The sequence below is a fragment of the Bowmanella pacifica genome (assembly GCF_014645355.1).
Taxonomy (GTDB): Bacteria; Pseudomonadota; Gammaproteobacteria; order Enterobacterales; family Alteromonadaceae; genus Bowmanella; species Bowmanella pacifica.
Genome location: NZ_BMLS01000006.1, coordinates 180,870 through 206,054, shown reverse-complemented (window position 1 = coordinate 206,054; position 25,185 = coordinate 180,870). Strand labels below are relative to the sequence as shown.

Sequence of the window (25,185 nt, the reverse complement as noted above, 5' to 3'; positions counted from 1 at the left end):
TGCTTTCTCATTTAAGGCGTCAGTCTTCCAATGTGAAGCTGACGCCTGACAGGCTTAACTCTCAGCCGCTTCAAAACTCAGTAGTTCAGCGCCACCGTCCACCAGTTCGCCACTTTGGTAGAAAAACTCCACGACTTTTCCTGCTGATGGCGCTTTGAGGCTGTGCTCCATTTTCATGGCTTCCATAATGACCAGTACTTGGCCTTTTTCTACGCTATCGCCGGGATTAACCATCAGGTTAACTATGGTACCGTTCATCGGTGCCGTCAGGCCGCCACCGTGCGCATCGGCATCCAATAAACCCAGATCGGGTAGTTTTTGCTTGAAGTGCAGGGCGCTGTGCTGAGTATATAGCGAACAACCTTGCTCACCGTCGGCTGGATGGCTGATGGTGATTTTTTGTCTGTGTCCGTCAATCACGGCGGTGAGCACATCACCTTTGACTTGCCCCTGGCACTGCACGTTAAAGCCTTGGCCGGTGATCTGGTAACTCGCTTGCGGGCCGCTGTTCAGGCGCGACACCTGCACGGCGTGTACCTGATCATGAATTTGAATCTCCAATCCTTGAATATGGGTGGCGTTGGCACGCCAGGCGGTTAGATTCTGCCACGGGCTGTAGAGATCCTGGCTATTTAACGACTGAGGTCCTTGTTCTTGATTGAGCACAATATACAGCGCTGCTAACGGCAGCAAGCTGGCAAGGTCGTCTTCATTTTGTAAGAAGATCTCGCTTTGATGCTTGTCAATAAAAGCGGTGTCTAGCTGCGCTTGCTTAAAGGCTTTGGTATTGGCCAGGTTATATAGAAAATCAATATTGGTGGTCACGCCTTTGACCCGATACTCGGACAAGGCCTTGACCAGACGTCGCAGTGCTTTGGGCCTGTCTTCGTCCCAGACAATAAGCTTGGCTATCATGGGGTCGTAGTAGACCGAGACTTTGTCACCCTGACGTACACCGGTATCTACCCGCACGTACTCTGATTCTTCCGGCGGTTGCAGGAAGTTCAATACGCCGGTAGCGGGCAGAAACTCATTATTAGGATCTTCGGCATAAATACGTGCTTCAAAAGCGTGGCCATTAATCTGCAGCTCGTCCTGGCTTAATGGCAACTCTTCGCCGCTGGCGACTCTTAACTGCCATTCCACCAGATCCTGGCCGCTGATCATCTCGGTGACCGGATGTTCTACCTGCAAACGGGTATTCATTTCCATAAAGTAGAAACTGCCGTCGGTATCCAGCAAAAACTCTACCGTGCCGGCGCCTACATAGCCGATGGCGGCCGCGGCTTTTAGTGCGGCTTCACCCATCTGGCTGCGCAGGGCTTCGGTCATGCCCGGGGCAGGGGCTTCTTCAATGACCTTTTGATGACGGCGCTGCACCGAGCAGTCACGTTCAAATAAGTACACGCCGTTACCATGCATATCGCAGAAAACCTGAATTTCTACGTGACGCGGCTGAGTCAGGTATTTTTCAACCAGCATAATATCGTCATTAAAGCTGGCCATCGCCTCGCGTTTGGCTGCCGCCAACGCGTGCTCAAACTCGCTGCTGCTGTGCACTTGACGCATGCCTTTACCGCCACCGCCAGCGGCGGCTTTAAGTAATACCGGATAGCCCATCTCATCGGCATGTTGTTTAAGTAGGGCAGCTGACTGATCTTCTCCGTGATATCCCGGCACTAACGGCACTCCGGCCGCTTCCATAATCTTTTTCGCTGCCGATTTTGAGCCCATGGCGTCAATGGCAGGCACGGGCGGGCCAACAAATACAATTTGGTTGTCTTCACATAGGCGCGCGAAGTGGGCGTTTTCTGATAAAAAACCATAGCCGGGGTGAATCATATCCGCGCCGACTTTTCGCGCTACCTCAATAATACGTTCGGCCTGCAGATAGCTGTCTTTTGACGGCGGCGGACCGATATGCACGGCTTCGTCGGCCATTTGTACATGCAGGGCATCAGCATCGGCATCGGAGTATAGCGCCACCGTGTGGATCCCCATGCGTTTGGCGGTTTTGATGATGCGACAGCTGATTTCGCCCCGGTTGGCAATGAGCAGTTTGATAAGCATAAATTACTCCTGGTACCAGTTGGGGCGACGTTTTTGCAAGAATGCCTGCAAGCCCTCCTGACCGTGTTCAGAAACACGCACGGTGGCAATACGAAGGCTGGTTTTTTCCATCAGTTCTTCATCATCACTGGGCTCGGTGACATCAAAGATCAGTTGCTTGGCGGCTGCTACGGCATCCGGACTGTTGTGCAGAATATGAGTAATAAGATTTTCCACCGTCTCGTCCAGTTCTTCTTCTGTCACCGCTTCACTCAGCAAGCCCAGGCGTCTGGCGCGGCGGGCAGAAAACACTTCAGCGGTGGTAAAGTAACGTCTGGCAATACGCTTACCCATAGCTTCAATCACGTAAGGGCTGATGGTGGCGGGGATCAGGCCGAGTTTGACTTCGCTCAGACAAAATTTACTCAGGCGACTGCCAATGGCCATATCACAACAGGCTATCAGGCCCACCGCACCACCAAACGCTGCCCCTTGCACTTTGGCGATACTGGGCTTTGGCATAAAATTTAAGGTGTGCAGCATCATGGCCAGCGCCTTGGCATCGGCAACGTTTTCTTCAAAGCTGTAGGACGCCATACGTTGCATCCAGTTAGCATCGGCGCCAGCACAAAAACTCTTTCCTTCGGCGGCTAATACCACCACCCTTACGTTTGGATCATCGCCGGCCTGTTTAAACAGATCTGTGAGTTGGCGAATGAGTTGGTCGTCAAAGGCATTGTGTTTTTCCGGACGATTCAGGGTGATGGTAGCCACACCTCTTGCATCCAAGTTGTAGAGTACATCAGACATACCAAGCCTCCTTACATACGGAACACCCCAAAACGGGTGTCCTCCAATGGTTTATTAAGTGCCGCTGACAGGCTCAGTCCCAGCACCTGTCGGGTGTCGGCAGGATCGATCACGCCGTCGTCCCACAATCTGGCCGAGGCATAATAAGGGTGACCCTGATGCTCATAGTCATCAATGATGGGCTGCTTGAAGGCTTTCTCGTCTTCCTGGCTCCAGGTTTCACCGGTACGCGCTTTCTGATCACGTTTAACCTGGGCTAGCACCCCGGCTGCTTGTTCACCACCCATTACCGAGATACGCGCGTTGGGCCACATAAACAAAAAGCGCGGGTCGTAGGCGCGGCCACACATACCGTAGTTGCCGGCACCGAAACTGCCGCCAATCAGTACAGTAAATTTAGGTACCTTAGCGCAGGCCACGGCGGTAACCATTTTTGCACCGTGTTTGGCAATGCCACCGGCTTCGTATTGCTTGCCCACCATAAAGCCTGTGATGTTTTGTAAAAATACCAGAGGGATCTTGCGCTGCGCGCAAAGCTCAATAAAGTGCGCGCCTTTTTGTGCAGATTCGCTGAAAAGAATCCCATTATTGGCCACAATCCCTACCGGATAGCCGAAGATGCGTGCAAAGCCGCACACCAATGTGCTGCCATACAATGCCTTGAACTCGTCAAACTCAGAGCCATCCACAATACGGGCAATAATTTCCCGTACGTCATATTGCTGACGACTGTCTTTGGGAATAATGCCGTAAACTTCGCTGGCCTCATAAAGGGGATCTTGAGGCTGAGTGAGGTTTAGACTTACCGTTTTAGTGCGATTCAGTCTAGCCACGGCGTCACGGGCCAGTTTCAGGGCGTGATGATCATTATTGGCCAAGTAGTCTGCTACCCCAGAGGTGCGACAATGCACATCACCGCCGCCTAATTCCTCGGCTGTTACCACTTCACCTGTGGCAGCGCGCACCAGGGGGGGGCCACCAAGGAAAATAGTGCCCTGTTCCTTCACTATAATGGACTCATCCGCCATGGCCGGTACATAGGCACCCCCAGCGGTACAGGAACCCATCACCACCGCGATTTGCGGGATATTGGCCGCCGACATATTGGCCTGGTTATAAAAGATACGGCCGAAGTGTTCACGGTCAGGAAATACGTCGTCCTGGCGGGGCAGGTTAGCGCCGCCACTGTCTACCAGATAGATACAGGGTAAATTGTTCTGCTCGGCAATAGTTTGCGCGCGCAGGTGCTTTTTAACGGTTAGCGGATAATAAGTGCCGCCTTTGACTGTGGCATCGTTGGCCACAATCATGCATTCCACGCCACTGACCCGGCCAATACCGGCAATCAACCCGGCTGCAGGAACATAGTCTTCATACACCTGCCAGGCGGCTAACTGCGAAAGCTCCAGAAAGGGCGCGCCTGGATCAAGCAAGGCATTTATCCTTTCTCTGGGCAGCAACTTGCCGCGATCCGTATGGCGTTTATTGGCGTGTTCGCCGCCACCCTGGCGGATTTGGGCAACCTTCTCGCGCAGATCATTAACCTGAGCCTGCATATGCTCGACGTTAGCGGCAAATTCCTGGCTCTTTGTGTTTATCTTCGATTCAATCCGGGGCATCTAGCCTCTCCTGCTAAATAGTGGGCAGTCATGCGTTGCTTGTTGGCAGCCTTGAGTCTGCCAACAGAATAGGGCATACAGATGACTGCTTAGGCGGATTCCTTAAAGAGTTCGCGACCAATCAGCATACGGCGAATTTCTGAGGTGCCGGCACCAATTTCATACAGCTTGGCGTCGCGCAACAAACGGCCAGCCGGGAACTCATTGATGTAGCCATTACCACCCAGTAACTGAATAGCATCCAGCGCCATTTTCGTGGCCAGCTCCGCCGCATAAAGAATAGCGCCGGCGGCGTCCTTACGCGTGGTTTCGCCACGGTCACAAGCCTTAGCCACGGTATAAACGTATGCGCGCGCGGCATTCATCTGGGTGTACATATCGGCTACTTTGCCTTGTACCAGTTGGAATTCACCAATACTCTGGCCAAATTGCTTGCGGTCGTGAATATAAGGCACTACCAGGTCCATACAGGCCTGCATAATGCCTAGTGGGCCGCCGGAGAGGACTAAGCGCTCGTAATCCAGGCCGCTCATCAGCACTTTGACGCCGCCGCCTTCCACACCCAGAATGTTCTGCTCCGGTACTTCGCAATCTTCAAACACCAGCTCACAGGTGTTTGATGAGCGCATGCCCAGTTTGTCGAGTTTTTGCGCCTGGCTGAAACCCGGTGTACCACGTTCTACGATAAAGGCCGTGATGCCTTTGGGCCCGGCACTGACATCGGTTTTAGCGTAAATCACATAGGTATTGGCATCCGGACCGTTGGTGATCCACATCTTATTGCCGTTTAAAATATAGCGGTCGCCTTTTTTCTCGGCGCGCAGCTTCATGCTCACTACATCTGAGCCCGCATTGGGTTCGCTCATGGCCAGCGCACCGATATGTTCACCACTGACCAGCTTAGGCAGATACTTTTCGCGCTGGGCGTCAGTACCGTTCTTATAGATTTGATTCACGCATAGATTGGAATGGGCACCGTAGCTCAGGGCAATACCGGCACTGGCGCGACTGATTTCTTCCATGGCTACCACGTGGGCCAGATAGCCCATATCCGCACCGCCATACTGTTCAGAGACCGTCACACCGAGTAACCCCATCTCGCCAAACTTGGGCCACAACTCATTGGGGAAGGCATTGTCTTCATCAGCTTTGGTGGCCAGTGGCGCAATTTCACCTTGGGCAAAGGCATATACATGCTCTCTGAGCATGTCGATGTCTTCACCGAGATCGAAATTCAATGTAGGGTAAGGGGCATTCATGCGAGTTTTCCTCTTAATTGTTGTTCCAGCTCGGCGCGGCAACGTTCTTCTAAATCATCTAACTCGTTCATCAGCATATGAATATCTTCTAATTGCTGAGTGAGCACCGCACGCTTGTCGGTAATCATTTCCAGTACCAGCTGATTCTGGGATTTAGAGTTTTGGTCGCTGTCGTAAAGGTTAAACAGAGTTTTGGTTTCTGCCAGGGAGAAGCCCAGGCGTTTACCGCGCAGAATAAGTTTTAGTCGCACCCGGTCTTTATTGTGATAGATGCGCACCTGGCCGTTACGTTCAGGCTCCAGCAGTCCTTGCTCCTCGTAAAAGCGGATAGAGCGGGGCGTAATGTCAAATTCTTTTGCCAGTTCGCCAATGCTGTATGTGGTGGTTGTTGTCATGCTACTTTACGTTTACGTAAGCTGTAAGTTAACCTAAAGGTAAAGTAACACTAACAAGGCGTCAACAACCCTGTGTTGAAGAAGCCGATTTGCTAACGCCAGATCTGAACAGATCTGTTCAATATGCTGTACGTTAGGTCTATGGTCGCCATGCCTTGGTCTGCAGTAAACTGAACAGCAAATGGTCTGTGCGGACCTTGTACCCTATATAAGAGGAACTGTTATGAGTCAGGATTCAATTGTTATTGTCGCGGCCCGGCGCACCCCGATGGGAGGCTTTGTGGGCAGCCTGTCGTCATTAAGTGCCACTGAGCTTGGTGCCAACGCCATTAGCGCTGCGGTGGGCGACGTGGGCAGTGAGCACATTGAAGAAGTGATTATGGGCTGTGTCTTACCGGCTGGGCTTGGGCAGTCGCCTGCGCGTCAGGCGGCCATTAAAGCCGGGTTACCTCTGTCTGCTGGCGTGACTACCATCAATAAAGTCTGCGGCTCAGGGATGAAAGCCGTGATGCTGGCCCATGACTTGATTAAAGCCGGTTCCATTAATGTCGCTGTAGCCGGTGGCATGGAAAGCATGAGCAATGCGCCTTACCTGCTGCCTAAAGCCAGAAGTGGCTACCGTATGGGGCATGGCCAGGTATTGGACCATATGATGTTAGATGGCCTGGAAAATGCCTACGATGGCAAGGCCATGGGATGTTTTGCTCAGGACACGGCAGATAAAGAAGATCTGACCCGCGAAAACATGGATGCTTTTGCGCTGTCATCCTTGTCCAAGGCCAAGCTGGCCATCGAGTCTGGTGCCTTTGCTAATGAAATTTGCGCCGTTACTATCAGTACCCGCAAAGGAGAGGTTGAGGTGAAGCAGGATGAAGGGCCAGGTAACGCCATGCCTGAAAAGATCCCCAACCTCAGGCCGGCCTTTAAAAAAGACGGTACCATCACGGCCGCTAATTCCAGTTCCATTTCTGATGGTGCGGCGGCGCTGGTAGTGATGCGTGAGTCAGATGCACTGGCGAAAGGCTTAACACCGCTGGCCCGAATCGTTGGCCATAGTACCCATTCAATCGAGCCTGAAAATTTTACTGTGGCCCCGGTTGGCGCCATGCAGAAGCTTTTGGATAAGTTGGGTTGGCAGGCAAGTGAGGTGGACTTGTTCGAGATTAACGAAGCCTTTGCCATGGTGACCATGTTGGCTATTCGCCAGCTTAATCTGGATGAAGCCAAGGTTAACGTGAATGGCGGTGCCTGTGCGCTGGGTCACCCCATTGGGGCATCCGGAGCCCGTATTTTGGTCACGCTTATCCATGCCCTGAAAAACCGTGGTCTTAAACGTGGAATGGCCTCTTTGTGCATTGGTGGCGGCGAAGCCACGGCCATGGCAGTGGAAATCTGCTAGATTTTTATATTCAGGCGGAGCCCAGTGCTCCGCTTTTTTATGCAAATATATTAAATACTTACCCAAGAGCTATCTGTAAAAATCACAGACAAGGCTATACTGGGCACCATCATTTATTGTCCTTGGGTGCCTCGATGAAGTTTCGTTTTCCTATTGTCATCATTGATGAAGACTTTCGTTCTGAAAATATCTCCGGCTCCGCTATTCGCGACCTGGCCACGGCTATTGATAAAGAAGGTATGGAGGTGGTGGGGTTTACCAGCTACGGTGATTTAACCTCCTTTGCTCAGCAATCCAGCCGGGCGTCCTGCTTTATTGTGTCTATTGATGATGAAGAATTTGAAGATGGCACCGATGAAACTGTGGCCAAGGCACTGATGGCAATTAAGCGCTTTATTCGCGAAGTTCGCCGCCATAATGCCCATATTCCCATCTTTTTATATGGCGAAACCAAAACCGCACGGCATTTCTCTAATGATATTTTGCGCGAGTTACACGGCTTTATTCATATGTTTGAAGATACGCCGGAGTTTGTTGCCAGGCATATTATTCGAGAGGCGAGAAAATACCTGAACGCCCTGGCACCACCGTTTTTCAATGCGCTGATGGAATACGCCAGTGACAGCTCCTATTCCTGGCACTGCCCAGGCCACTCAGGTGGGGTAGCCTTTTTGAAAAGCCCGGTTGGGCAGATGTTCCATCAGTTTTTTGGTGAGAATATGCTCCGCGCCGACGTTTGTAACTCGGTGGACGAACTAGGCCAACTGCTTGACCATACCGGCCCGGTCGCGGACAGTGAACAAAACGCCGCCAGAATCTTTGGCTGTGACCATTTGTTCTTTGTGACTAACGGTACCTCCACCTCCAACAAGATTGTTTGGCACAGCACCGTCGCGCCCGGGGATATCGTGGTGGTGGACAGAAACTGCCATAAGTCCATTTTGCACTCCATTATTATGACGGGTGCCATTCCAGTGTTTTTAATGCCGACACGCAACCATTACGGCATTATCGGGCCTATCCCCAAGTCAGAGTTTTTGCCTGAAACCATCGCTAAAAAGATTGCTGCCAATCCTTTTGCCCGTAATGCGGCTAATAAAAAGCCCAGAATTCTGACCATCACCCAAAGTACCTACGATGGCATTGTTTATAACGTGGAAGAGATAAAAGGCGTGCTGGGGGATAGTATTGATACGCTGCATTTTGACGAGGCCTGGCTGCCTCACGCGGCTTTCCATGAGCTGTATCATAATATGCATGCCATTGCCCAGGACCGTCCTCGTTCAAGCGATCCCTTAGTTTTCGCCACACAGTCTACCCATAAGTTGCTGGCTGGCCTTTCTCAGGCCTCACAAATTCTGGTGCAGGACAGTGATACCCGTAAGCTGGATAAACACCGCTTTAATGAATCCTATCTGATGCATTCCTCCACCAGTCCGCAATACGCCATTATCGCCTCTTGCGATGTGGCAGCGGCCATGATGGAGCCGCCCGGTGGCCGTACCCTGGTACAGGAGTCACTGACCGAAGCCATAGATTTTCGCCATGCCATGCGTCAGGTGGATGACGAGTTTGGTGAAGACTGGTGGTTTAAGGTGTGGGGGCCGGATGAATTGCCTGGCGACGGCGAGCCTAAGCAGGATGATTGGGTAATCAAAGAGTCGGATGAATGGCACGGCTTTGGCAATATTGCCACCGGCTTTAATATGCTTGACCCCATTAAAGCAACGATTATCACTCCCGGGCTGGATATGGACGGGCGCTTTGATGACCTTGGTATTCCGGCCGCTATTGTCACCCGCTACCTGGCCGAACATAACATTATTATCGAAAAGACCGGCCTGTATTCGTTCTTTATTATGTTTACCATCGGCATTACTAAGGGCCGTTGGAATTCCATGGTCACTGAATTACAGCAGTTTAAAGACGATCATGACCAAAACCTGCCACTTTGGCGCGTTATGCCGGAGTTTGCCGCTAAGCATCCTCGCTACGAGCGGGTAGGGCTGAAGGATCTATGCCAGCAAATCCATCAGGTTTACAAAGAGTTTGATGTGGCTCGCATCACCAAAGATATGTATTTATCTGACTTTATTCCGGCCATGACGCCGGCCGATGCCTGGTCACATATGGCCCATCGTAATGTGGAGCGGGTGTCTATTGACGAACTGGAAGGGCGGATTACTGCAATGCTGGTCACCCCTTATCCACCGGGGATCCCACTGCTTATCCCTGGCGAGCGGTACAACAAAACCATAGTGAACTATCTGAAGTTTGTGCGTGAATTTAATCGCCGCTTCCCCGGCTTTGAAACCGACGTGCATGGTTTAGTGCGCGAAACGGTGAATGGCGTTGAAGAATACTTTGTCGATGTGGTGAAAAACGCGTAAGGGGGCAGCGCCCCCGGTATTAGTCGTAGTGAATGGCAGGCAATCCGGCCCCGATAACAATGTTCCAGGGCCGCACCTGCCAGGATGTAACTAGCCCGGCCTGTACATAAGGATCCTGGCGGGCAAAGTCTTCAACCACGTCGATGTTGTCGGCCTTAAACAGCAGCATGGCCTAGTCGGTGGGGTCACTCAGAGCTCCTCCGGCCAGCAACGCACCTTGCATGGTCGCGGCATTGGCTTGCTGGATATGGGCATCTCGATACATAGGGCGGCGCGCAAGATAATCTTCTGACAGATGGTAGATCAGCACATAGTGCATATTGCTCTCCCTAATAAAAATGGCAGGCTGGCTAGTATTACAGCGCAACCTGCTGTTTTTGCACCCGCTGAATATAGGCAAGCCGCCAGCCCAGCAAAATGGCTGCAGCGGTCAGACCCACAATAAAGCCAATCCAGAATCCGGTGGCTGCCATTCTCGGTACTATCCAGTCGGTGAGCCCCAGAATACAGCCTGTGCTAAGGCCAATCACCCAGTAGGAAACAAAGCTGATATAGAACATGGCCTTGGCATCTTTATAGCCGCGCAGGGCGCAGCCTGAGATCACCTGAATCGCATCAGAGAATTGGAACAGGGCAGCCAGAAACATCAAATCCGCTGCCATCTGCACCACTTGCTGGTCGCCACTGTAGAGCCCGGCAATTTGATAGCGCAGTAAAAAGGATACCGAGGCAGTAAAGGTAGCTGAGCAAATGCCTACCAGCCAGGCACCTTGTACCGCGAGTTTGGCGTTATCCGGTTGATCTTCGCCGAGCAAGTGCCCCACGCGGATGGCCAGTGCCAGGCCGATGCTTAATGGCGCCATAAACATCAGCGAGGAGAAGTTAAGGGCGACCTGATGAGAAGCAACCACGGTTGCACCGTAAGGGGCCAGCAGCAAGGCCACCACAGCAAATAAAGACACCTCAAAGAGGATGGTCATGGCAATAGGCACGCCCAGCTTTAAAATATCTTTTATTTCGTCAAAGCGCGGTGCATACCACTGCTGGAACATATGGAAACGGCGCATTGAGGGCGCAAAATGATGGTACAGCCAAGTACTGAACATCATGGCAGCAAATACCAAGGACGTGGCAATACCACAGCCGGCACCGCCAAAGGCGGGTACGCCAAACTCGCCATAAATAAAAATATAGTTGGCGGGAATATTCACCAGCAGGCCAATACCCATAATCACCATGCTGGGGCGGGTAACCGACAAGCCTTCGCAATATTGGCGAAATACCTGATACACGGCAAAAAACGGTGCGCCGAACAACAGATACTGAATATATTCCAGCGTAATGCGCTGCAGTTCAGGCTCCATGCTGAGCTTGCCTTGCAGGCTGGGAATAAAGAATGCTGCAATGGCCAAAGGCAGGGATAGCATTAACGCCAGCCACAAGGTTTGCTGGCCTTTTTCCGGGATTTCGTCAAACTTTTTCGAGCCATTGAGTCGCGACACAATAGGCGGCAACGCCAGAATAATCCCTTGCAGGAAAAACAGCAGCGGCATCACCACACTGGCGGCTATGGCTACGGCAGCCATATCGGTGGCAGATACGCGCCCAGCCATAATAGTGTCTGAAACCCCCATCAGGGTTTGGGTAACCTGGGCTATCAGTAATGGCCAGGCCAGTTTGGTAAGTTGACGAATTTCGTGGCTAAGGTTCATCGCTTGGGAATACAAAACGTCGGGGCGCTTTTATACCACAGCCAGCGGGGCCTGAGGATGAAATTTCGTTTAAGCTGCCAAACCCTGCTTCAGGTGACGGAAGCGAAGGAATTCCTCACCGGCGAAAGCCATTAGGCGGTTTGGTTTAGCGGGTTGCACAAGCATGGGGCAAGCTTGCACCGTTGCGAGTAGCATAGATATTCATTTATCCGGCCCAAATTCTACAAGTTATTGATTTATAGTTAAAAGTAAAGTTGGCATTAAGTCTGCTAACTTCTAGGCGCAACAAGTGGAACGGTACGACGCTATCGCTGGATGCGAAGAACTGACCTGCCAGGAATAGGCCGGCTCGAAACAACAACACCGGCTCGAAACAACAACAATAATGGCAAGGCCAAGGTTAAAATAAGATACCGCCACTTTTCCTACGGCATTTGCCGACGGGGAATATAAAGCAGGCAATGCGCCAATGCTCTTGCAACAAGGCCCGGGGTTTGTGTGAACCCCCGGGCTTTTTTCTACCTCGCCGTTATATCACGCAAATACTTCCTCTCGGCTGTAAGGGTTTTATAGGTAATGTAAACCCCTTTGCGCTATGCTGAGCGAAAGAAGACCTCTAGAATGCAGGTCTGAAATACTACCGAGCCTCTGAGTCTACACCTTTTGGCATGATTCTTTGGCCGCAGGTCTAGTACCTGCCAGGGTTGTGCGAGAAATCAAGCAGCCTCCCATGTTTGGAAAGGTAACATGCAGAACGAAAATAAGCTCATCGACAAGTACGGGCGCAGGTTTCGTTACTTGCGGCTGTCTATTACGGATGTCTGTAACTTCAGGTGCAACTATTGCCTGCCTGAGGGGTATCAGTGTGACAGCGACCGGGATTTTCTGGCGGTAAATGAGATACAAACCCTGGTACGAGCTTTTGCAGGCTTAGGTACCCGCAAAATCCGCGTTACCGGCGGCGAACCCTCGCTGCGTAAAGATCTTACCGACATTATTGCTTTATGTGCCAATACACAGGGCATTGATGAAGTGGCGCTGACCACCAATGGTTTTAAGCTACAATCCAAAGTGCAAAGCTGGCAGCAAGCCGGGTTAACCTCACTAAATGTTAGTATTGATAGCCTGGATCCACGACAGTTCGCTGCCATTACCGGCCATGATAAATTGCGTGAGATTTTAGCCGGGCTGGAACAGGCTACGGCTTTAGGCTTGAAGGTGAAAGTAAACGCCGTTTTACTTAAACCTTATGGCGAAGGTCAGTTACATGGCTTTTTGCAGTGGCTGAAAACCACGCCGCTCACCCTGCGATTTATCGAATTGATGCAAACCGGCGACAATCAAACCTTTTTTAATGATAACCATGTATCCGGTCAGCCCATTAAACAGCAACTGCTGGCGCAAGGCTGGCAATCTGTGGTCAGGCCCAACACCGCAGGGCCGGCGGAAGAATTCTGGCACCCTGATTATGCAGGTCGGATTGGTCTTATTATGCCTTACAGTAAAGACTTTTGCGCCAGTTGTAACCGTTTACGGGTGTCCGCGTTAGGTAAGCTGCATTTATGTTTATTTGCCGAGCAAGGGCTGGATATTCGCCCCTTGATGCAAGCCGGTGATGTGGCGGCCCTGCAACAACGCCTGCGTGATTTATTAGGGCAAAAAGATGCCAGCCATTGGTTAGATAAAGGCTATACCGGGGCGACCCGCCATTTGGCTATGTTAGGTGGCTGATAGGTTGTGTGGGATGGTTAAACCCCAGTGCCTGTGGAATACGCCAGAAATGAAATTGGAAAGACGTTATCAATGAGTAAGCTAAGTCATATTAACAGTCGTGGTGAAGCCAGTATGGTGGATGTTACCGACAAAGCGGTTAGTCAACGCACCGCCTGGGCCGAAGGCTATATTCGCATGTCAGCGCATACCTTGCAGATGATAAGTGCCGGTGAACATGCCAAAGGCGATGTATTTGCCGTGGCCCGTATCGCCGGTATTCAGGCCGCCAAGCAAACTGCCAGTTTGATCCCCTTGTGCCACCCCTTGATGCTTTCCAAAGTGCAACTGGACTTTGAGTTAGAGCCCAAGCACAGCCGGGTTAGAGTCATTGCTATGTGTAAGCTTGCCGGTCAAACCGGGGTAGAAATGGAAGCCCTGACCGCCGTGAGTGTGGCGGCGTTGACCTTATTTGATATGTGCAAAGCGGTGGATCCAGCCATGGTCATTGAAGGAATACGGGTTTTAGAAAAACACGGCGGTAAAACCGGTCACTGGCAGGCAGGGGAGCTGGCATGATTAAGGTATTGTTTTTCGCTCAACTTCGCGAAGTATTAGGCTGCGCCAACCTGGAGTTGGAAGCAAATGTTCGCAATATTGCTGAACTTCGTGCGCAACTGGCGCAAAAAGGTCAGTCCTGGCAGGAATTTTTAGCCTCGGATAAAGCCCTGGTAGCGGTTAATCAAACCCTGGTCAATGAAGACTGCGCCCTGAACAGCGGCGACGAAGTGGCCTTTTTCCCGCCAGTGACCGGTGGCTGAGCTTGGGTTAATCAGTAAGTTGATATGAGCAAAAGACCAATGACTAACGCGCCACAGCAAAACCATATTTCGGTGCAACAGCAGGACTTTGATCTGGCCGCTGAATATCAGGCGCTAACTGCCAATAACCAAAGTGATGGGGCGGTGGTGCATTTTGTCGGTTTAGTGCGGGATAACAATCTGGGCCGACAGGTACAAGCCCTGGAACTTGAGCATTATCCGGCCATGACCAGCAAAGCCCTTAGTGAACTGGTGGATGAGGCGCGACAGCGCTGGGACTTGGGCCGAGTCCGGCTGATTCACCGGGTAGGTAAACTTGGCTTAGGCGAGCAAATTGTATTTGTGGGTGTCACCAGCAAACACCGTGGCAGCGCCTTTGCCGCCTGCGAATTCTTAATGGACCAACTGAAAACCCGCGCTCCATTTTGGAAAAAGGAACATACCCAGCAAGGCGAACACTGGATTGAAGCGAGGGAGTCTGATCGGGTTAAAGCAGGGGATTGGTAGTTATCGATTTCTAGCAGTTAGGCTAAAAGCGTATTTACCACGAAGGGCACAAAGAACACGAAGAGGGATAAGAAGAAATGGTCTTTGCGGCCTTATTTGTGGAACATAACCTCTCTTTTTTATAACGCTTTTTCTACTCAATTTGTTCCCAGCAAATTACTCAGCTTTTTGCAGTGCCCTGAACTGAATGGCAATTTTTAGCGGGGGTCAAAGCGGCTTGGGCCGCTTAAGGGCTGCATCAGTCTGTTTGATAAGCGTCAGGTCTTCCAGCAACCAGCCACATTTTGACTGGCTACATACTGTTGAATTTTATGACATTTATATCCAAAGGTTTGGACATACAGAGACCTATATAAATCCCAATTCTCGCTTTCCCCAATGTGGGGGGCGCTAAAAGAGCTAGCAAGCTTTGCTAAGCTGTTGTTAGTATGGGAAAAATCAATGGAAACTGTGACTTCTTGGCGTCTTTCACTGTGCAGTATAACGCGAATTCACAGTAATACACTGTTACGCCGAATTCAGATTGGGGAGTTCTATGAGTAATAAGCTTCAAAAAAGGTTTGATGAACTAGAGGCTGAGCATGTAGCAGTTATATCTACTAAGTATTCCACTTACTCCGAGATGTTCGGAAGTTCCGAGCAGGTAGATAACGAGAAATTTTTGCAATGGTGTATCAAAGCTAAGAATTTAATAAATAAGTCTTGTGGAACTGACTCAGAGCACTACAAGGCTTTTGAAAAGGCTGAAGGCGGTAGTGGATGGTCTGGGAGCTTTTCAAGATGCAAGGAAATGGGCGCTGTGTTCCTTGCAACAAAGAATGACTTTGAAGGTGGATACCTAAACTCATACAAGAATTTAATTCAGGCGGAAGTATTCGATAGCGAGTTAGAGCAGGCATCTGAGCTTCTAGGATCTGGATACTATGTGGCTTCTGCGGTTATTGCAGGCACAGTATTGGAGACAGCTTTAAGGGATTTGTGTGATAAAGAGAGTATTCCTCACGGAAAACTCGACAAAATGAATTCTGATTTGGCAAAAGCTGGAGTTTTCAACAAAATCGTTCAGAAGCAAATAACGTCCTATGCTGGGATTAGAAATAGTGCAGCACATGGAAAAAGCAGTGAATTCACCGCAGACGATGTAAAGCTTATGATTTCTGGTATCACGCAGTTTCTTGTCACATATTTAGCGTAATAGGGCTTAACAAGTTGGAGCAGTGGAACCAGTTACGCTCCGCAAATTTTATGGTATCGCTTCGCTCTTTTTACCATAAAATTCGCTCCACTACACTGGTCCACTGACCAAGGCGTTACATGGCATGAAAGCATCTATTCTGATTTTTGGAATTTTGGCGTTTGCCGCTGTCGAGTCCCGGGCTGAACAGTATGCATGTGAAGTTGCCCTCCATATGGCTGAAGAGCGTTCTTTTACTGCTAGGATTAACGTTCATAGTGAGACTGTTACTATTTCGGGCTTAACGCTTTCCCAAGATTGGCCCCTACCAGCAAAATGCGACTCACCTTTGGGATTGGAGAGGCTAGAACTGAAGCGGAACAAAAGTGTTAAAGAGATCAGTTTTGGCCCATATAGCGGAAAAGAATGTACATATTTTTTCATTTTAAACAATGAAGGTTCAGATATAGCTTTGTTGTTTCCGGTCAGAACCGGCAACTTTTATGGTGAGCGACCTTATGTGGCGAAGTGCAATGCTATATAACAAAGCAACTCAAATCGGACTGGACTTCCCCCGCGTTAACGGACACGCATCGATAACTCAATACAAGGAAAACGAAGTCAGTATTTAAAGCGGGCAGGACGCACAATCTACTCGCCCTGATTAACCGATTTTCCAGTTACTACCCAGCCATCATATTCCTCTGTATTAAACCTTCGTGGCGCTTGGCGTTCTTGGTGGTAAACCCCTGCGCCGTGTTAAAAAACTGGCCGCATTTACCCGTAAGCTGGCCGTGTCTGGCTAGGCGTCTAAGATGTTTGTGTGGCACAACAGTGCTTTGGCTATGACCTGCCAGCAAGGTCTGGCATGATGGATTTACAACAACATAAAAAGATAACGACAAGAGGCACTATGACAACAGGAAAACTTACCCCTATCGCTTTGGCCCTGATAATGGGACTGGGCAGCCCCGCTCTGATGGCTGAACAAGCCGATGGCAAAGACAAAGAGCCCAAGTGGGATGTGTTAAATCCGCCGCTGGAGATGACCAGCGTCAGCATCAGTACTAATCAAACCACCTGGTCGAGTTTGGATATCAGCCCCGATGGTAAGCAGTTTGTGTTTGATATGCTGGGCGACCTGTATATCAGCGATATCAAAGGCGGTAGCGCTAAGGCGCTGACTAATGATCTGGCCTTTAACGTGCATCCGGCCATTAGCCCGGATGGCCAGCGTATTGCCTTTATTTCCGACCGCGATGGCAATACCAATGTATGGACCATGAAGCTGGACGGCAGCGATCTTAAGCAAGTCACTAAAGTACAAAAAGATGTGGTGCATTCCCCTAAATGGAGCCCGGATGGCCAGTATATTGCGGCGACCATAGGTAAGGTTTCTACCCGCAGTATCCCGGCCGGAGAGATTTGGCTATTCCATCATAGCGGTGGCAGCGGCCTGCCCATTAAAGAGCGGGACAATGGCAAAACCGAGCAGCAAAACCAGGCTGACCCGGTCTTTTCCCCGGATGGCCGTTATATCTACTACACCAAGGATATGAGCGCAGGTGGCCTGTTTGAATATAACCGCGACCCGCTGAAAAGCATTTTCGCTATTCGCCGTTATGACCGACAAACCGGGGAGGAGATTACCCTGGTGAGCGGGGTTGGCGGTGCGGTAGTACCTACGCCATCACCGGATGGCAAACACCTGGCTTTTGTGCGCCGGGTAAGAGAAAACACCGGCTTGTTTGTAATGGACCTAACCTCTGGGCGTGAAACCCTGCTGACCGATAAGCTTGAGCGGGACATGCAGGAAGGCTTTGGTTCGGAAGGCTATTTTGCGTATTTTGACTGGACGCCAGATAGCCAAGAGATCCTGTACTGGACTGGCGGCACCTTTCATAAAATCAATATGAGCGGTAAGGAAGTGGCCCAAGTGCCGGTAGACGTTAAGGTTGAAAAGCAGATTGCCAAGGCGCTGCGCTTCCCGGTAGATGTGGCACCGGATGAATTTGATGTGAAAATGATCCGCTGGGCGCAAACCTCGCCTGACGGCAAAACCGCCTTGTTCCAGGCCCTGGGCAAGCTGTATATCAAAGACCTTAAAAGCGGCAAGCTCAAACGTTTGACCCGTCAGGACGAGCATGACGAGTTTTATCCACGCTTTAGTAATGACGGTAAATCCATTGTGTATACCACCTGGAATGACCAGGAACTGGGTGAGGTCAGGGTGATTTCTGCCAAAGGCGGGCGCAGCAAAGTGGTGAGCGCGCAGCCCGGCCATTATGCCGAGCCAAGCTTTAACCTAGACGCCAGCCAAGTGGTGTATCGTAAGTTCACGGGCGGTTATCTGCTAAGCCCTGAGTGGTCGCTGGAGCCTGGAATTTATCTGGCGAATATCAAAAGTGGTGAAAACCGCAAGCTGGTGAATAGTGGCTCTGCACCGCATTTTGCCGGTGATAACAGCCGGGTATATTTTACCGAGCCTTCCTCCACAAATACCAAGTTGGTAAGCGTTAATCTGGACGGTAAAGACAAGCGTGAACACCTCGATGGTGGCGACCAGGCGGTGGAGTTCCGTTTATCTCACGACCGTAAGTGGCTGGCCTTTACCTATCAGTACAATGCCTATATTGCACCCTATGCCGAGACCGGCAAGCTGTTAACGGTGGGACCAACCATGAGCTCACTGCCGGTTAAGCAGGTATCCAGCCGCGCCGGTGAGTTTCTGACCTGGCGGGCCGACAATCAGGCTTTAAGTTGGCACCATGGGCCGCTGTTGTTTGAACGTGAACTAAAAGAGGCCTTTAGTTTTGTCGACGGTGCTCCTGAGACCTTACCTGAGCCGGTTAGTGAAGGGATTGATCTGTCGTTTAAACATAAAGCGGATAAGCCGGGTGGCCTAAAAGCCCTGGTGGGCGGGCGTTTGGTAACCATGCGCGATGCCAACAACAGTCAGGAAGTGATTGAAAACGGTGTGGTGCTGATTGAGAACAACCGCATTAAGGCCATTGGTAAGCAGGGTGAAGTGGAGATCCCGCGTAGCGCCCAGGTACTGGATATCAGTGGCAAGACAGTGATCCCGGGGCTGATTGATGCCCATGCGCATGGCTCGCAAGGCAGTGATGAAATTATCCCGCGTCAGAACTGGCGTAACTTTGCCGATGTGGCCTTTGGGGTAACCACTATTCACGACCCATCTAACGACACCACCGAAATATTCTCGGCGTCCGAAATGCAAAAGGCTGGCGAGATCATCGCCCCGCGTATTTATTCCACCGGCACCATTTTATATGGCGCCAACTGGCCCTCCATCAAAGCCATTTTTGATGATGCCGGTGATGCCAAATTCCATTTGCAGCGCCTAAAAGACGTCGGTGCGATTTCGGTGAAAAGCTATAACCAGCCGCGCCGGGATGTGCGTCAGCAGATTATTGCCGCCGGTAAGGATCTGGGCATGATGGTGGTGCCGGAAGGGGCAGGGCGCTTCCTGTTGGATATGACCATGCTGGTGGACGGCCATACCGGTCTTGAACACTCCATCCCGTTGTCTAATGCCTATTCTGATGTAACTCAGCTTTGGGCTGCATCGGGCTATGGCTACACCCCCACCTTTGTGGTGACCATGGGCACTATTATGGGTGAAGAGTATTGGTACGATAAAACCGAGGTGTGGAAGAACGAGCGCCTGCTGCGTTATACCCCGCATTATATGCTGGATAGCCGCGCCATTCGCCGCCCCACCGCGCCGGATGAGCAATACCACCACTTTGATGTAGCCGCTTACGCGAAAAAGCTGCGTGACAACGGGGTCAGCGTGCATATCGGTGCCCATGGTCAGCGCCCGGGGCTGGGCGCCCATTGGGAGCTGTGGCATATGCAGCAGGGCGGCTTTACCCCTTGGGAGGCCATACGTGGCGGTACTATAGACGGTGCTAAACACCTGGGCATGGATAAAGACATAGGTAGCCTGGAGGTTGGTAAACTGGCCGATATGGTGGTGATAGACGGCAATGTGCTAAGCGACCTTAAACGCTCTGAATATGTGGATTACACCGTGCTTAACGGCCGCATTTATGATGTGAAAACCATGAACGAGGTGGGCAGTAAAGCCAAGCGCAAGGCGTTTTTCTTTGAAAACCGTAATCTTCAGAGTATGCCGGTGCAAACCCAGCAAAATCTGGAAGCCAAGGCCCGCTCACTGCACTGGGTGCATGAGCACTAAACACAGAGACTAATTGAGGCGGCCATCGGGCCGCCTTTTTTATGGCCGTTGGGCCGCTCTTAATACCAAAAAGGTCACCATGGCAGCGTGTGCAGACCATAGCTCTATTATCAATAGTGCATATAACACAATAACTTATTGTTTTGTTTGGATAGACCCTGTTAGGGTAAAAGAGGTTGCGGCACCGGTGAGTGCTTGGATAGGAGGAAAAATGGCAACAATTTACCAGGGAGGGTGTTTGTGCGGGAGCATTCGATTTACCGCTGTCGGCACACCGCAAAAGCCCCATAGCTGTTCATGTAAAATGTGTCAGCGTCATAGTGGCTCTGTTCGCCAGTTCTGGGTGGAATTTGCCAAAGAGCAGGTCACCTAGGATGGCCCAGGCGGTGAGCCGGCATTGTGGCGCTCTTCTGATTATTCCAGTCGCAGTTTTTGCCCTCAGTGTGGCAGCACCCTTGGCGCCATAGACGACGCGCCGGTGGTGGCGTTGGTGCTGGGCAGCTTTGATAGCAATAATCGTCAGGCGCTTAAGCCAACCAGCCATTCCTATAAATCCGCATTGCCCAAATGGGCTAAGTCTTCAGCTGGAGGCTGTATTGGTGAATAAGCTCAATGGCAAGCTTTATAGATACAAGGAAGCCAGATGAAAAGATATACCCTGATAGCGTTTATGCTGTTTGGTGCAAAGGTAACGGCCAATGCGCCACAGATATCGCCCACTAAGTCGGGGCTTTACGATATTGGTGGCTTTAGTCTGTATCTGGAATGCTATGAAAGTGACAAACCCATACTGATATTGGAACAAGGTTTTGGCCGCGCTGGTTCAGACGGAGTGTGGCTGGCGAATATTCAACGCCTGCAGAATGAATTTAGCATTTGTTTATATGACCGTGCCGGTCTGGGAAAAAGTGAAAAAGGGCCGGTGCCCTTTACCGTTAATGATATGGCTGAGCGTTTACAAAAACTCTTAGTCGCAGGGGCGGTGCAGCCACCTTATTATTTTGCCGGTGGTTCTTATGCATCCTACGTTATCAGCGCTTACCATCAGCGCTATCCCGACAATGTGTTGGGCGCGGTATGGATTGATCCGCCACCTTTTGGCTACTTCCACACTATGGGCACCCGTTGGCCGAAAGATTTTCACAGCGATAATCAGGACCTGATGCGCTTCTATCACTTTGAGCAAAGTGTGCATGACCCGCTATTTGCACGGGTGCCTGAAAATGTCGACCATATAAAAAGTTACCAGCAGCTATCTGCGTTCAGCGGATTTGGCCACAAGCCACTGATCATTCTGCGCGCAAAGCAGGACGACAAGCCTTATGACCCGGAATTTGTGCCAGCGGATATTGCCGCGAAAATGGCTCGGTTATATGAAAACGCCGAGGTGAATTTTCTGAAGCTCTCAACGGTGGCGCAAGTGGTCTATTCAGAATCAGACCAACACCACTTGCATATTGCTGATCCGGATTTGGTGGTGAACAGTATCAAAGCGCTGCTGGAAAAACAGCCGGGAAAAAGGCAATAAGCAATATATGCGACGGATAGCCTGGAAGTATGTGTATGGCATTATTGGGCTCATTCTGCTGATTGCTGTGGGTATTGGCTTTAAGCGCTATATTCAGGATTACACCTCAGATTTTATTGATGTAACCCTGTATTCCAACGTGCTGGACGAAGAGCGCAAGCTATTTATCCGCCTACCTAATAATTATGATAGTACCAAGCGATATCCATTGGTGATCAAAACTGATGGTAATTTCAACTTGGCTCGTTGGGATGAACTATTAAGCGAGTTTTCCGCGCAGCAAAAAGCCCAAGATAGTATTGTGGTGGCTGTTCCTAACCTGGTATGGAGCGACAGTCGCAATCGCGATCTGGTACCACCTTACGCACGACGTGAGGTGAATATTGAAGCCCGACCAGCTGAATTAAACAGCCCTGAGCTCTTTGGTCAGGCCGACCGTTTTTTGCGCTTTATTGAGACCGAACTGATACCTTATATCGAGCAACATTATGCGGTGAGTGACAACCGAGTGTTGAGTGGTTTTTCGGCTGGCGGCAGTTTTGTGCTCTATACCCTTTCTACTCGCCCGGCACTGTTTAGCGGTTATTTTGCCTTTAGCCCGGCGGCTTGGTACGACGACTCCGTGGTGGTCAAGGAGTTTGCCAGCCGATTGCCGCAAATCACAGGTGCGCCGGTATTTGTGTATCTGAGCCTGGGCGGTGAAGAAAACCCGATTATTACAGGCGCGTTTCGCGGACTGTTATCCGCATTAGACGCCCGTGCACCGGCTAATCTACACTGGGTGCATAGTTACAGCCAAGGGGCCGGGCATGTTGAAAATCCTTATCTTTCCCTACCTGAGGCTATCGCGCAGTACCATCAATTCCGAGACAATTTGTAACGCGTTTCCAAATTCTGCTGATGACTATGTTAGGGTTCAATCAATACACCAAACAGGAGCAGGAGAATGACGGTCAAGCGAATTGTAGCCAATATCTCAGTGCCGGATACGGATGAGGCTTGTGCATTTTACACCGCCGTTTTTGGCCTGCAACTGGTGATGGATCATGGCTGGATCAAAACTTTAAGTGCCGGCAATAGCATGACCACACAAATCAGCCTGGCTTCACAAGGCGGCGCTGATACTGAGGTGCCGGATTTATCTATTGAAGTGGATGATCTGGATGCGGTGCTGAGCCGCGTTAACGCCGCAGGCATTACCCTGGAGTACGGGCCGGTCTCTGAACCATGGGGTGTGCGCCGCTTCTATATTCGCGACCCACAAGGCACGCTAATCAATGTGTTGCAACATACTTAAACCCAATGACCACAACAGGAGCCTGAATATGCCGGATAAGGATGGACCAATTTTCTGGCGAGACCCACGAATGCCTTTTGTGGAGCTGCGGGTGGTCAGGGAAGGGCGCAAAGTTTGTTATGCCCCGCATAGCCACCTGCAGTGGTCGTTGGGAGCGATTACCGAAGGATGCAGCACCTTTGTTTATCAGAATAAAGAGGTACTGGTCACAGCCGGTACGCTAGTCATGATGAATCCTCATTGGGTACATGCTTGTAACCCGGTTGATGAACATCCCTGGGGGTATCTAATGCTGTATGTCGATGCCCAGTGGCTGACCAAGCTGCGCTTTGAAGCTGGCCTGCTGGACAGGTGCTACTGGCAGGATATCACGGCCTCGGTGCTTAACGAGCCCAAATGGTATGACGGCTACTGCCAACTGGCGAATTGTCTGCTCGACGACAGCAGAGCATTGCTGGACAAACAAGTTGCCGTGGTGGAATACCTCTGCGCCTTACTTTGTGAATTGGCTGGCAGTGGCGAGCCGCATTGCCCGGTCACACCAGTGAAACTGCAAAAGTTGGCGGATTATATCCAAGAGAATGCGACGGACGATGTGTCTTTGGATAGCTTATGTGATCAATCTGGCTACAGTGCCGGTCACCTGGTGCGCGCTTTTAAGCAATATTTTGGCCTAACGCCACATGCGTATCTGTTGAACTGCCGGGTACAGCTAGGCCAGCGAGCGTTAAAGCAGGGCCAGCCTATCGCGCAAACCGCTTTGGAGCTGGGTTTTGCTGACCAGGCGCATTTTCAGCGAACCTTTAAGCGCTTGCTGGCGGCAACGCCCAACCAGTACCGGCAGTCCTCACTCAAGCAGCAAGTACAAGGTACTGAATATGAGTAACAGAGCCAACACGCGATTAATGAGTATCAATGTTTGAGGCCGGTGGATATGGCGCTGTAAATACGCGCCAGCATAAACCCAACTACTCAGTGAAAGCCAGCAAATAGGCAGGTAGAGCCCGGCAAAAACCGCGATTTGCCAAAGATCTTCACCGCTGGTGTATGCGGCAATACCCGATGCGGAAGCCAACCAGGCTTTGGGATTCAGCCATTGCATCAGCGCACCGGTAAAAAAGCCGGGTGCCTTTTGCTTGTCGTCATCGGTTAAGTGCCCGTTATCCCTAATTAATTGCACACTGAGATAAAGTAGAAATGCCGCGCCCAGCCAGCGTAGCAGGTCATTGAGGCCGGGAATAACCTGCATGACAGAGTATAGGCCCAGACCAATAGCGAGAAAAAGCAGCAAAAATCCCAAAGTGGCGCCGGTGACAAACTGCAATCCCTGAATGAGTGGATACCGGGTGCCGCTACTTAAACACAGCAGATTAACCGGCCCAGGTGAAATAGAGGCAACCAGCGCAAAAGCGCTCATCGATAAGAGCATGGACAGGCTCATATTGTTCCTTAATCATTAGAATGGCGTTAGTCTGTCTGGATATGGGTATGAGATATTGAAGAAAATTGCGGTCTGATTGATGTCTATCTGTATCAGGTGGCATCGCTTAAGCACATCTTAGGTTGGGTATTTAAGTGAGGCTGTCGATGGGGTATGTTGATTGTACACCCCAGCCGAATACTAAGCTTGAGTTCGCAAAGGACTGGCCAATCGCAATGTGAAAATATGCTCCCATAGGGAATTCAGGAGGATTTATGACGCAAGAGACTAAATCACAATTTCACGCTGAATTGCTGCGCCCCAAAGTGGCGGGCGGTGAGGCGTGGGCATTTGTAGTGCTGCCGCTTGAGGTCAGTCAAAAGCTGCCCAGACGGGGGCGCACCAGTATAGACGGGCGCATCAATAGCCATAGCTTTACGGCGCAACTGGAGCCTGATGGCCAAAAGAGCCACTGGCTTAAGCTTGAACAGCCATTAATGCTGGCTGCCGCTGTGAATGTGGGGGATATTGTTGAATTTGAAATACAGGCGGTGGCCCAGGAACCTGAGCCAGAGGTGCCGGATGATTTTCAGCAAGCATTAGCCAGTGCACCTGAGGCGCTGGCTATCTGGCAGGCAACTACCACCCTAGCCAGAGTAGATTGGTTGCATTGGATCACCACCGCCAAACAAGCCAAAACCCGCATAAAACGCATTGATGATGCCTGCAATATGTTGGCATCGGGCAAAAAACGAGTGTGCTGTTTTGACCCTTCAGGTTTTTACAGTAAAGCCTTATCGGCGCCAGAGGTTGCCTAACCAGGTAGATTGCTACGCAGCGAGCCGCTCTAATTTGTCAGTTTAGGGTTTC

The 25,185-nt window shown here is 50.8% G+C and carries 25 protein-coding genes and 1 riboswitch; of the genes, 16 read left to right on the top strand and 9 right to left on the bottom strand.

From position 1 onward, the window contains the following. Positions 1 to 54: 54 nt before the first annotated feature. The 5 genes from IEX02_RS16885 to IEX02_RS16865 all read right to left on the bottom strand — a co-directional run bounded on the left by IEX02_RS16885 (position 55) and on the right by IEX02_RS16865 (position 6,132). Positions 55 to 2,070, bottom strand: a complete 2,016-nt coding sequence (locus tag IEX02_RS16885) for an acetyl/propionyl/methylcrotonyl-CoA carboxylase subunit alpha (protein ID WP_188697881.1) — start codon at positions 2,068 to 2,070, stop codon at positions 55 to 57. Between the two features lie 3 nt (positions 2,071 to 2,073). Further along, positions 2,074 to 2,859, bottom strand: coding sequence for an enoyl-CoA hydratase/isomerase family protein (locus tag IEX02_RS16880; protein WP_188697878.1), 786 nt, complete (start codon positions 2,857 to 2,859; stop codon positions 2,074 to 2,076). Positions 2,860 to 2,870: 11 nt separating this feature from the next. Next, a complete protein-coding gene (locus IEX02_RS16875) occupies positions 2,871 to 4,478 on the bottom strand; it encodes a carboxyl transferase domain-containing protein (protein WP_188697874.1) in 1,608 nt (535 codons plus the stop codon). A gap of 89 nt (positions 4,479 to 4,567) precedes the next feature. Further along, positions 4,568 to 5,737: an isovaleryl-CoA dehydrogenase gene (locus tag IEX02_RS16870; protein WP_188697871.1), complete on the bottom strand. Its 1,170-nt coding sequence runs from the start codon at positions 5,735 to 5,737 to the stop codon at positions 4,568 to 4,570. Continuing rightward, entirely contained in the window at positions 5,734 to 6,132 is a 399-nt protein-coding gene (locus tag IEX02_RS16865) for a MerR family transcriptional regulator (RefSeq protein ID WP_188697868.1), read from the bottom strand. Before IEX02_RS16865 ends, IEX02_RS16870 begins: the two co-directional genes overlap by 4 nt. Before the next feature lie 223 nt (positions 6,133 to 6,355). Here IEX02_RS16865 and IEX02_RS16860 point away from each other — a divergent pair, with 223 nt between their 5' ends. Both IEX02_RS16860 and IEX02_RS16855 read left to right on the top strand, forming a co-directional pair. Further along, positions 6,356 to 7,531, top strand: coding sequence for an acetyl-CoA C-acyltransferase (locus tag IEX02_RS16860; protein WP_188697865.1), 1,176 nt, complete (start codon positions 6,356 to 6,358; stop codon positions 7,529 to 7,531). Between the two features lie 134 nt (positions 7,532 to 7,665). Beyond that, positions 7,666 to 9,921: an arginine/lysine/ornithine decarboxylase gene (locus tag IEX02_RS16855; protein WP_188697862.1), complete on the top strand. Its 2,256-nt coding sequence runs from the start codon at positions 7,666 to 7,668 to the stop codon at positions 9,919 to 9,921. A 19-nt stretch (positions 9,922 to 9,940) separates the two neighbouring features. Here IEX02_RS16855 and IEX02_RS20425 read toward each other — a convergent pair whose 3' ends face one another. From IEX02_RS20425 to IEX02_RS16845, 3 genes are read right to left on the bottom strand one after another with little or no spacing between them, the layout of a single operon-like run. Beyond that, a complete protein-coding gene (locus IEX02_RS20425) occupies positions 9,941 to 10,090 on the bottom strand; it encodes a YciI family protein (protein ID WP_229702268.1) in 150 nt (49 codons plus the stop codon). Between the two features lie 3 nt (positions 10,091 to 10,093). Beyond that, a complete protein-coding gene (locus IEX02_RS20420) occupies positions 10,094 to 10,240 on the bottom strand; it encodes a YciI family protein (RefSeq protein ID WP_229702267.1) in 147 nt (48 codons plus the stop codon). Positions 10,241 to 10,277: 37 nt separating this feature from the next. Then, the gene (locus IEX02_RS16845) at positions 10,278 to 11,633 is read right to left on the bottom strand and encodes an MATE family efflux transporter (protein WP_188697859.1); all 1,356 of its coding nucleotides are present in this window, start codon (positions 11,631 to 11,633) and stop codon (positions 10,278 to 10,280) included. Between the two features lie 626 nt (positions 11,634 to 12,259). Next, positions 12,260 to 12,393: riboswitch (molybdenum cofactor riboswitch) on the top strand. Here IEX02_RS16845 and moaA point away from each other — a divergent pair. From moaA to IEX02_RS16785, 13 genes are all read left to right on the top strand, one after another. Continuing rightward, the gene (gene moaA / locus IEX02_RS16840) at positions 12,381 to 13,364 is read left to right on the top strand and encodes a GTP 3',8-cyclase MoaA (protein WP_188697855.1); all 984 of its coding nucleotides are present in this window, start codon (positions 12,381 to 12,383) and stop codon (positions 13,362 to 13,364) included. Its footprint overlaps the riboswitch before it by 13 nt. 72 nt (positions 13,365 to 13,436) lie before the next feature. Continuing rightward, positions 13,437 to 13,922 carry a cyclic pyranopterin monophosphate synthase MoaC gene (gene moaC, locus IEX02_RS16835; protein ID WP_188697853.1) on the top strand — a complete coding sequence of 162 codons (486 nt, stop codon included), beginning with the start codon at positions 13,437 to 13,439 and terminating at the stop codon, positions 13,920 to 13,922. After that, on the top strand, positions 13,919 to 14,164 hold the full coding sequence (moaD, locus tag IEX02_RS16830) for a molybdopterin synthase sulfur carrier subunit (protein WP_188697851.1): 246 nt from the start codon (positions 13,919 to 13,921) through the stop codon (positions 14,162 to 14,164). Before moaC ends, moaD begins: the two co-directional genes overlap by 4 nt. 24 nt (positions 14,165 to 14,188) lie before the next feature. Further along, positions 14,189 to 14,671 carry a molybdopterin synthase catalytic subunit MoaE gene (moaE, locus tag IEX02_RS16825; RefSeq protein WP_229702266.1) on the top strand — a complete coding sequence of 161 codons (483 nt, stop codon included), beginning with the start codon at positions 14,189 to 14,191 and terminating at the stop codon, positions 14,669 to 14,671. 535 nt (positions 14,672 to 15,206) lie between these two features. Beyond that, the gene (locus tag IEX02_RS16820) at positions 15,207 to 15,866 is read left to right on the top strand and encodes a DUF4145 domain-containing protein (RefSeq protein WP_188697848.1); all 660 of its coding nucleotides are present in this window, start codon (positions 15,207 to 15,209) and stop codon (positions 15,864 to 15,866) included. A 124-nt stretch (positions 15,867 to 15,990) separates the two neighbouring features. Further along, positions 15,991 to 16,389 (top strand): hypothetical protein, encoded by a 399-nt coding sequence (locus IEX02_RS16815; protein WP_188697845.1) that lies wholly within the window; start codon positions 15,991 to 15,993, stop codon positions 16,387 to 16,389. A gap of 369 nt (positions 16,390 to 16,758) precedes the next feature. Beyond that, complete coding sequence (locus IEX02_RS16810) at positions 16,759 to 20,070, top strand: amidohydrolase family protein (protein ID WP_188697842.1); 3,312 nt, start codon at positions 16,759 to 16,761, stop codon at positions 20,068 to 20,070. 211 nt (positions 20,071 to 20,281) lie between these two features. Next, complete coding sequence (locus IEX02_RS20415) at positions 20,282 to 20,443, top strand: GFA family protein (protein ID WP_229702265.1); 162 nt, start codon at positions 20,282 to 20,284, stop codon at positions 20,441 to 20,443. Positions 20,444 to 20,467: 24 nt separating this feature from the next. Continuing rightward, entirely contained in the window at positions 20,468 to 20,677 is a 210-nt protein-coding gene (locus IEX02_RS20410) for a GFA family protein (protein WP_229702264.1), read from the top strand. 36 nt (positions 20,678 to 20,713) lie between these two features. Continuing rightward, positions 20,714 to 21,598 carry an alpha/beta fold hydrolase gene (locus IEX02_RS16800; RefSeq protein ID WP_188697839.1) on the top strand — a complete coding sequence of 295 codons (885 nt, stop codon included), beginning with the start codon at positions 20,714 to 20,716 and terminating at the stop codon, positions 21,596 to 21,598. Between the two features lie 7 nt (positions 21,599 to 21,605). Next, the gene (locus tag IEX02_RS16795) at positions 21,606 to 22,478 is read left to right on the top strand and encodes an alpha/beta hydrolase (protein WP_188697836.1); all 873 of its coding nucleotides are present in this window, start codon (positions 21,606 to 21,608) and stop codon (positions 22,476 to 22,478) included. Positions 22,479 to 22,544: 66 nt separating this feature from the next. Continuing rightward, complete coding sequence (locus tag IEX02_RS16790) at positions 22,545 to 22,895, top strand: VOC family protein (RefSeq protein ID WP_188697833.1); 351 nt, start codon at positions 22,545 to 22,547, stop codon at positions 22,893 to 22,895. A 28-nt stretch (positions 22,896 to 22,923) separates the two neighbouring features. After that, positions 22,924 to 23,781 carry an AraC family transcriptional regulator gene (locus IEX02_RS16785; protein ID WP_188697830.1) on the top strand — a complete coding sequence of 286 codons (858 nt, stop codon included), beginning with the start codon at positions 22,924 to 22,926 and terminating at the stop codon, positions 23,779 to 23,781. On the opposite strand, the gene IEX02_RS16780 is transcribed toward IEX02_RS16785, so the two are convergent. Beyond that, positions 23,743 to 24,336 (bottom strand): LysE family translocator, encoded by a 594-nt coding sequence (locus tag IEX02_RS16780; RefSeq protein WP_188697827.1) that lies wholly within the window; start codon positions 24,334 to 24,336, stop codon positions 23,743 to 23,745. The two genes, IEX02_RS16785 and IEX02_RS16780, sit on opposite strands and share 39 nt — an antisense overlap. 254 nt (positions 24,337 to 24,590) lie before the next feature. Between IEX02_RS16780 and IEX02_RS16775 the strand changes: the two genes are divergently transcribed. Then, on the top strand, positions 24,591 to 25,133 hold the full coding sequence (locus IEX02_RS16775; RefSeq protein ID WP_188697824.1) for a YdeI/OmpD-associated family protein: 543 nt from the start codon (positions 24,591 to 24,593) through the stop codon (positions 25,131 to 25,133). Positions 25,134 to 25,185: the final 52 nt, after the last annotated feature.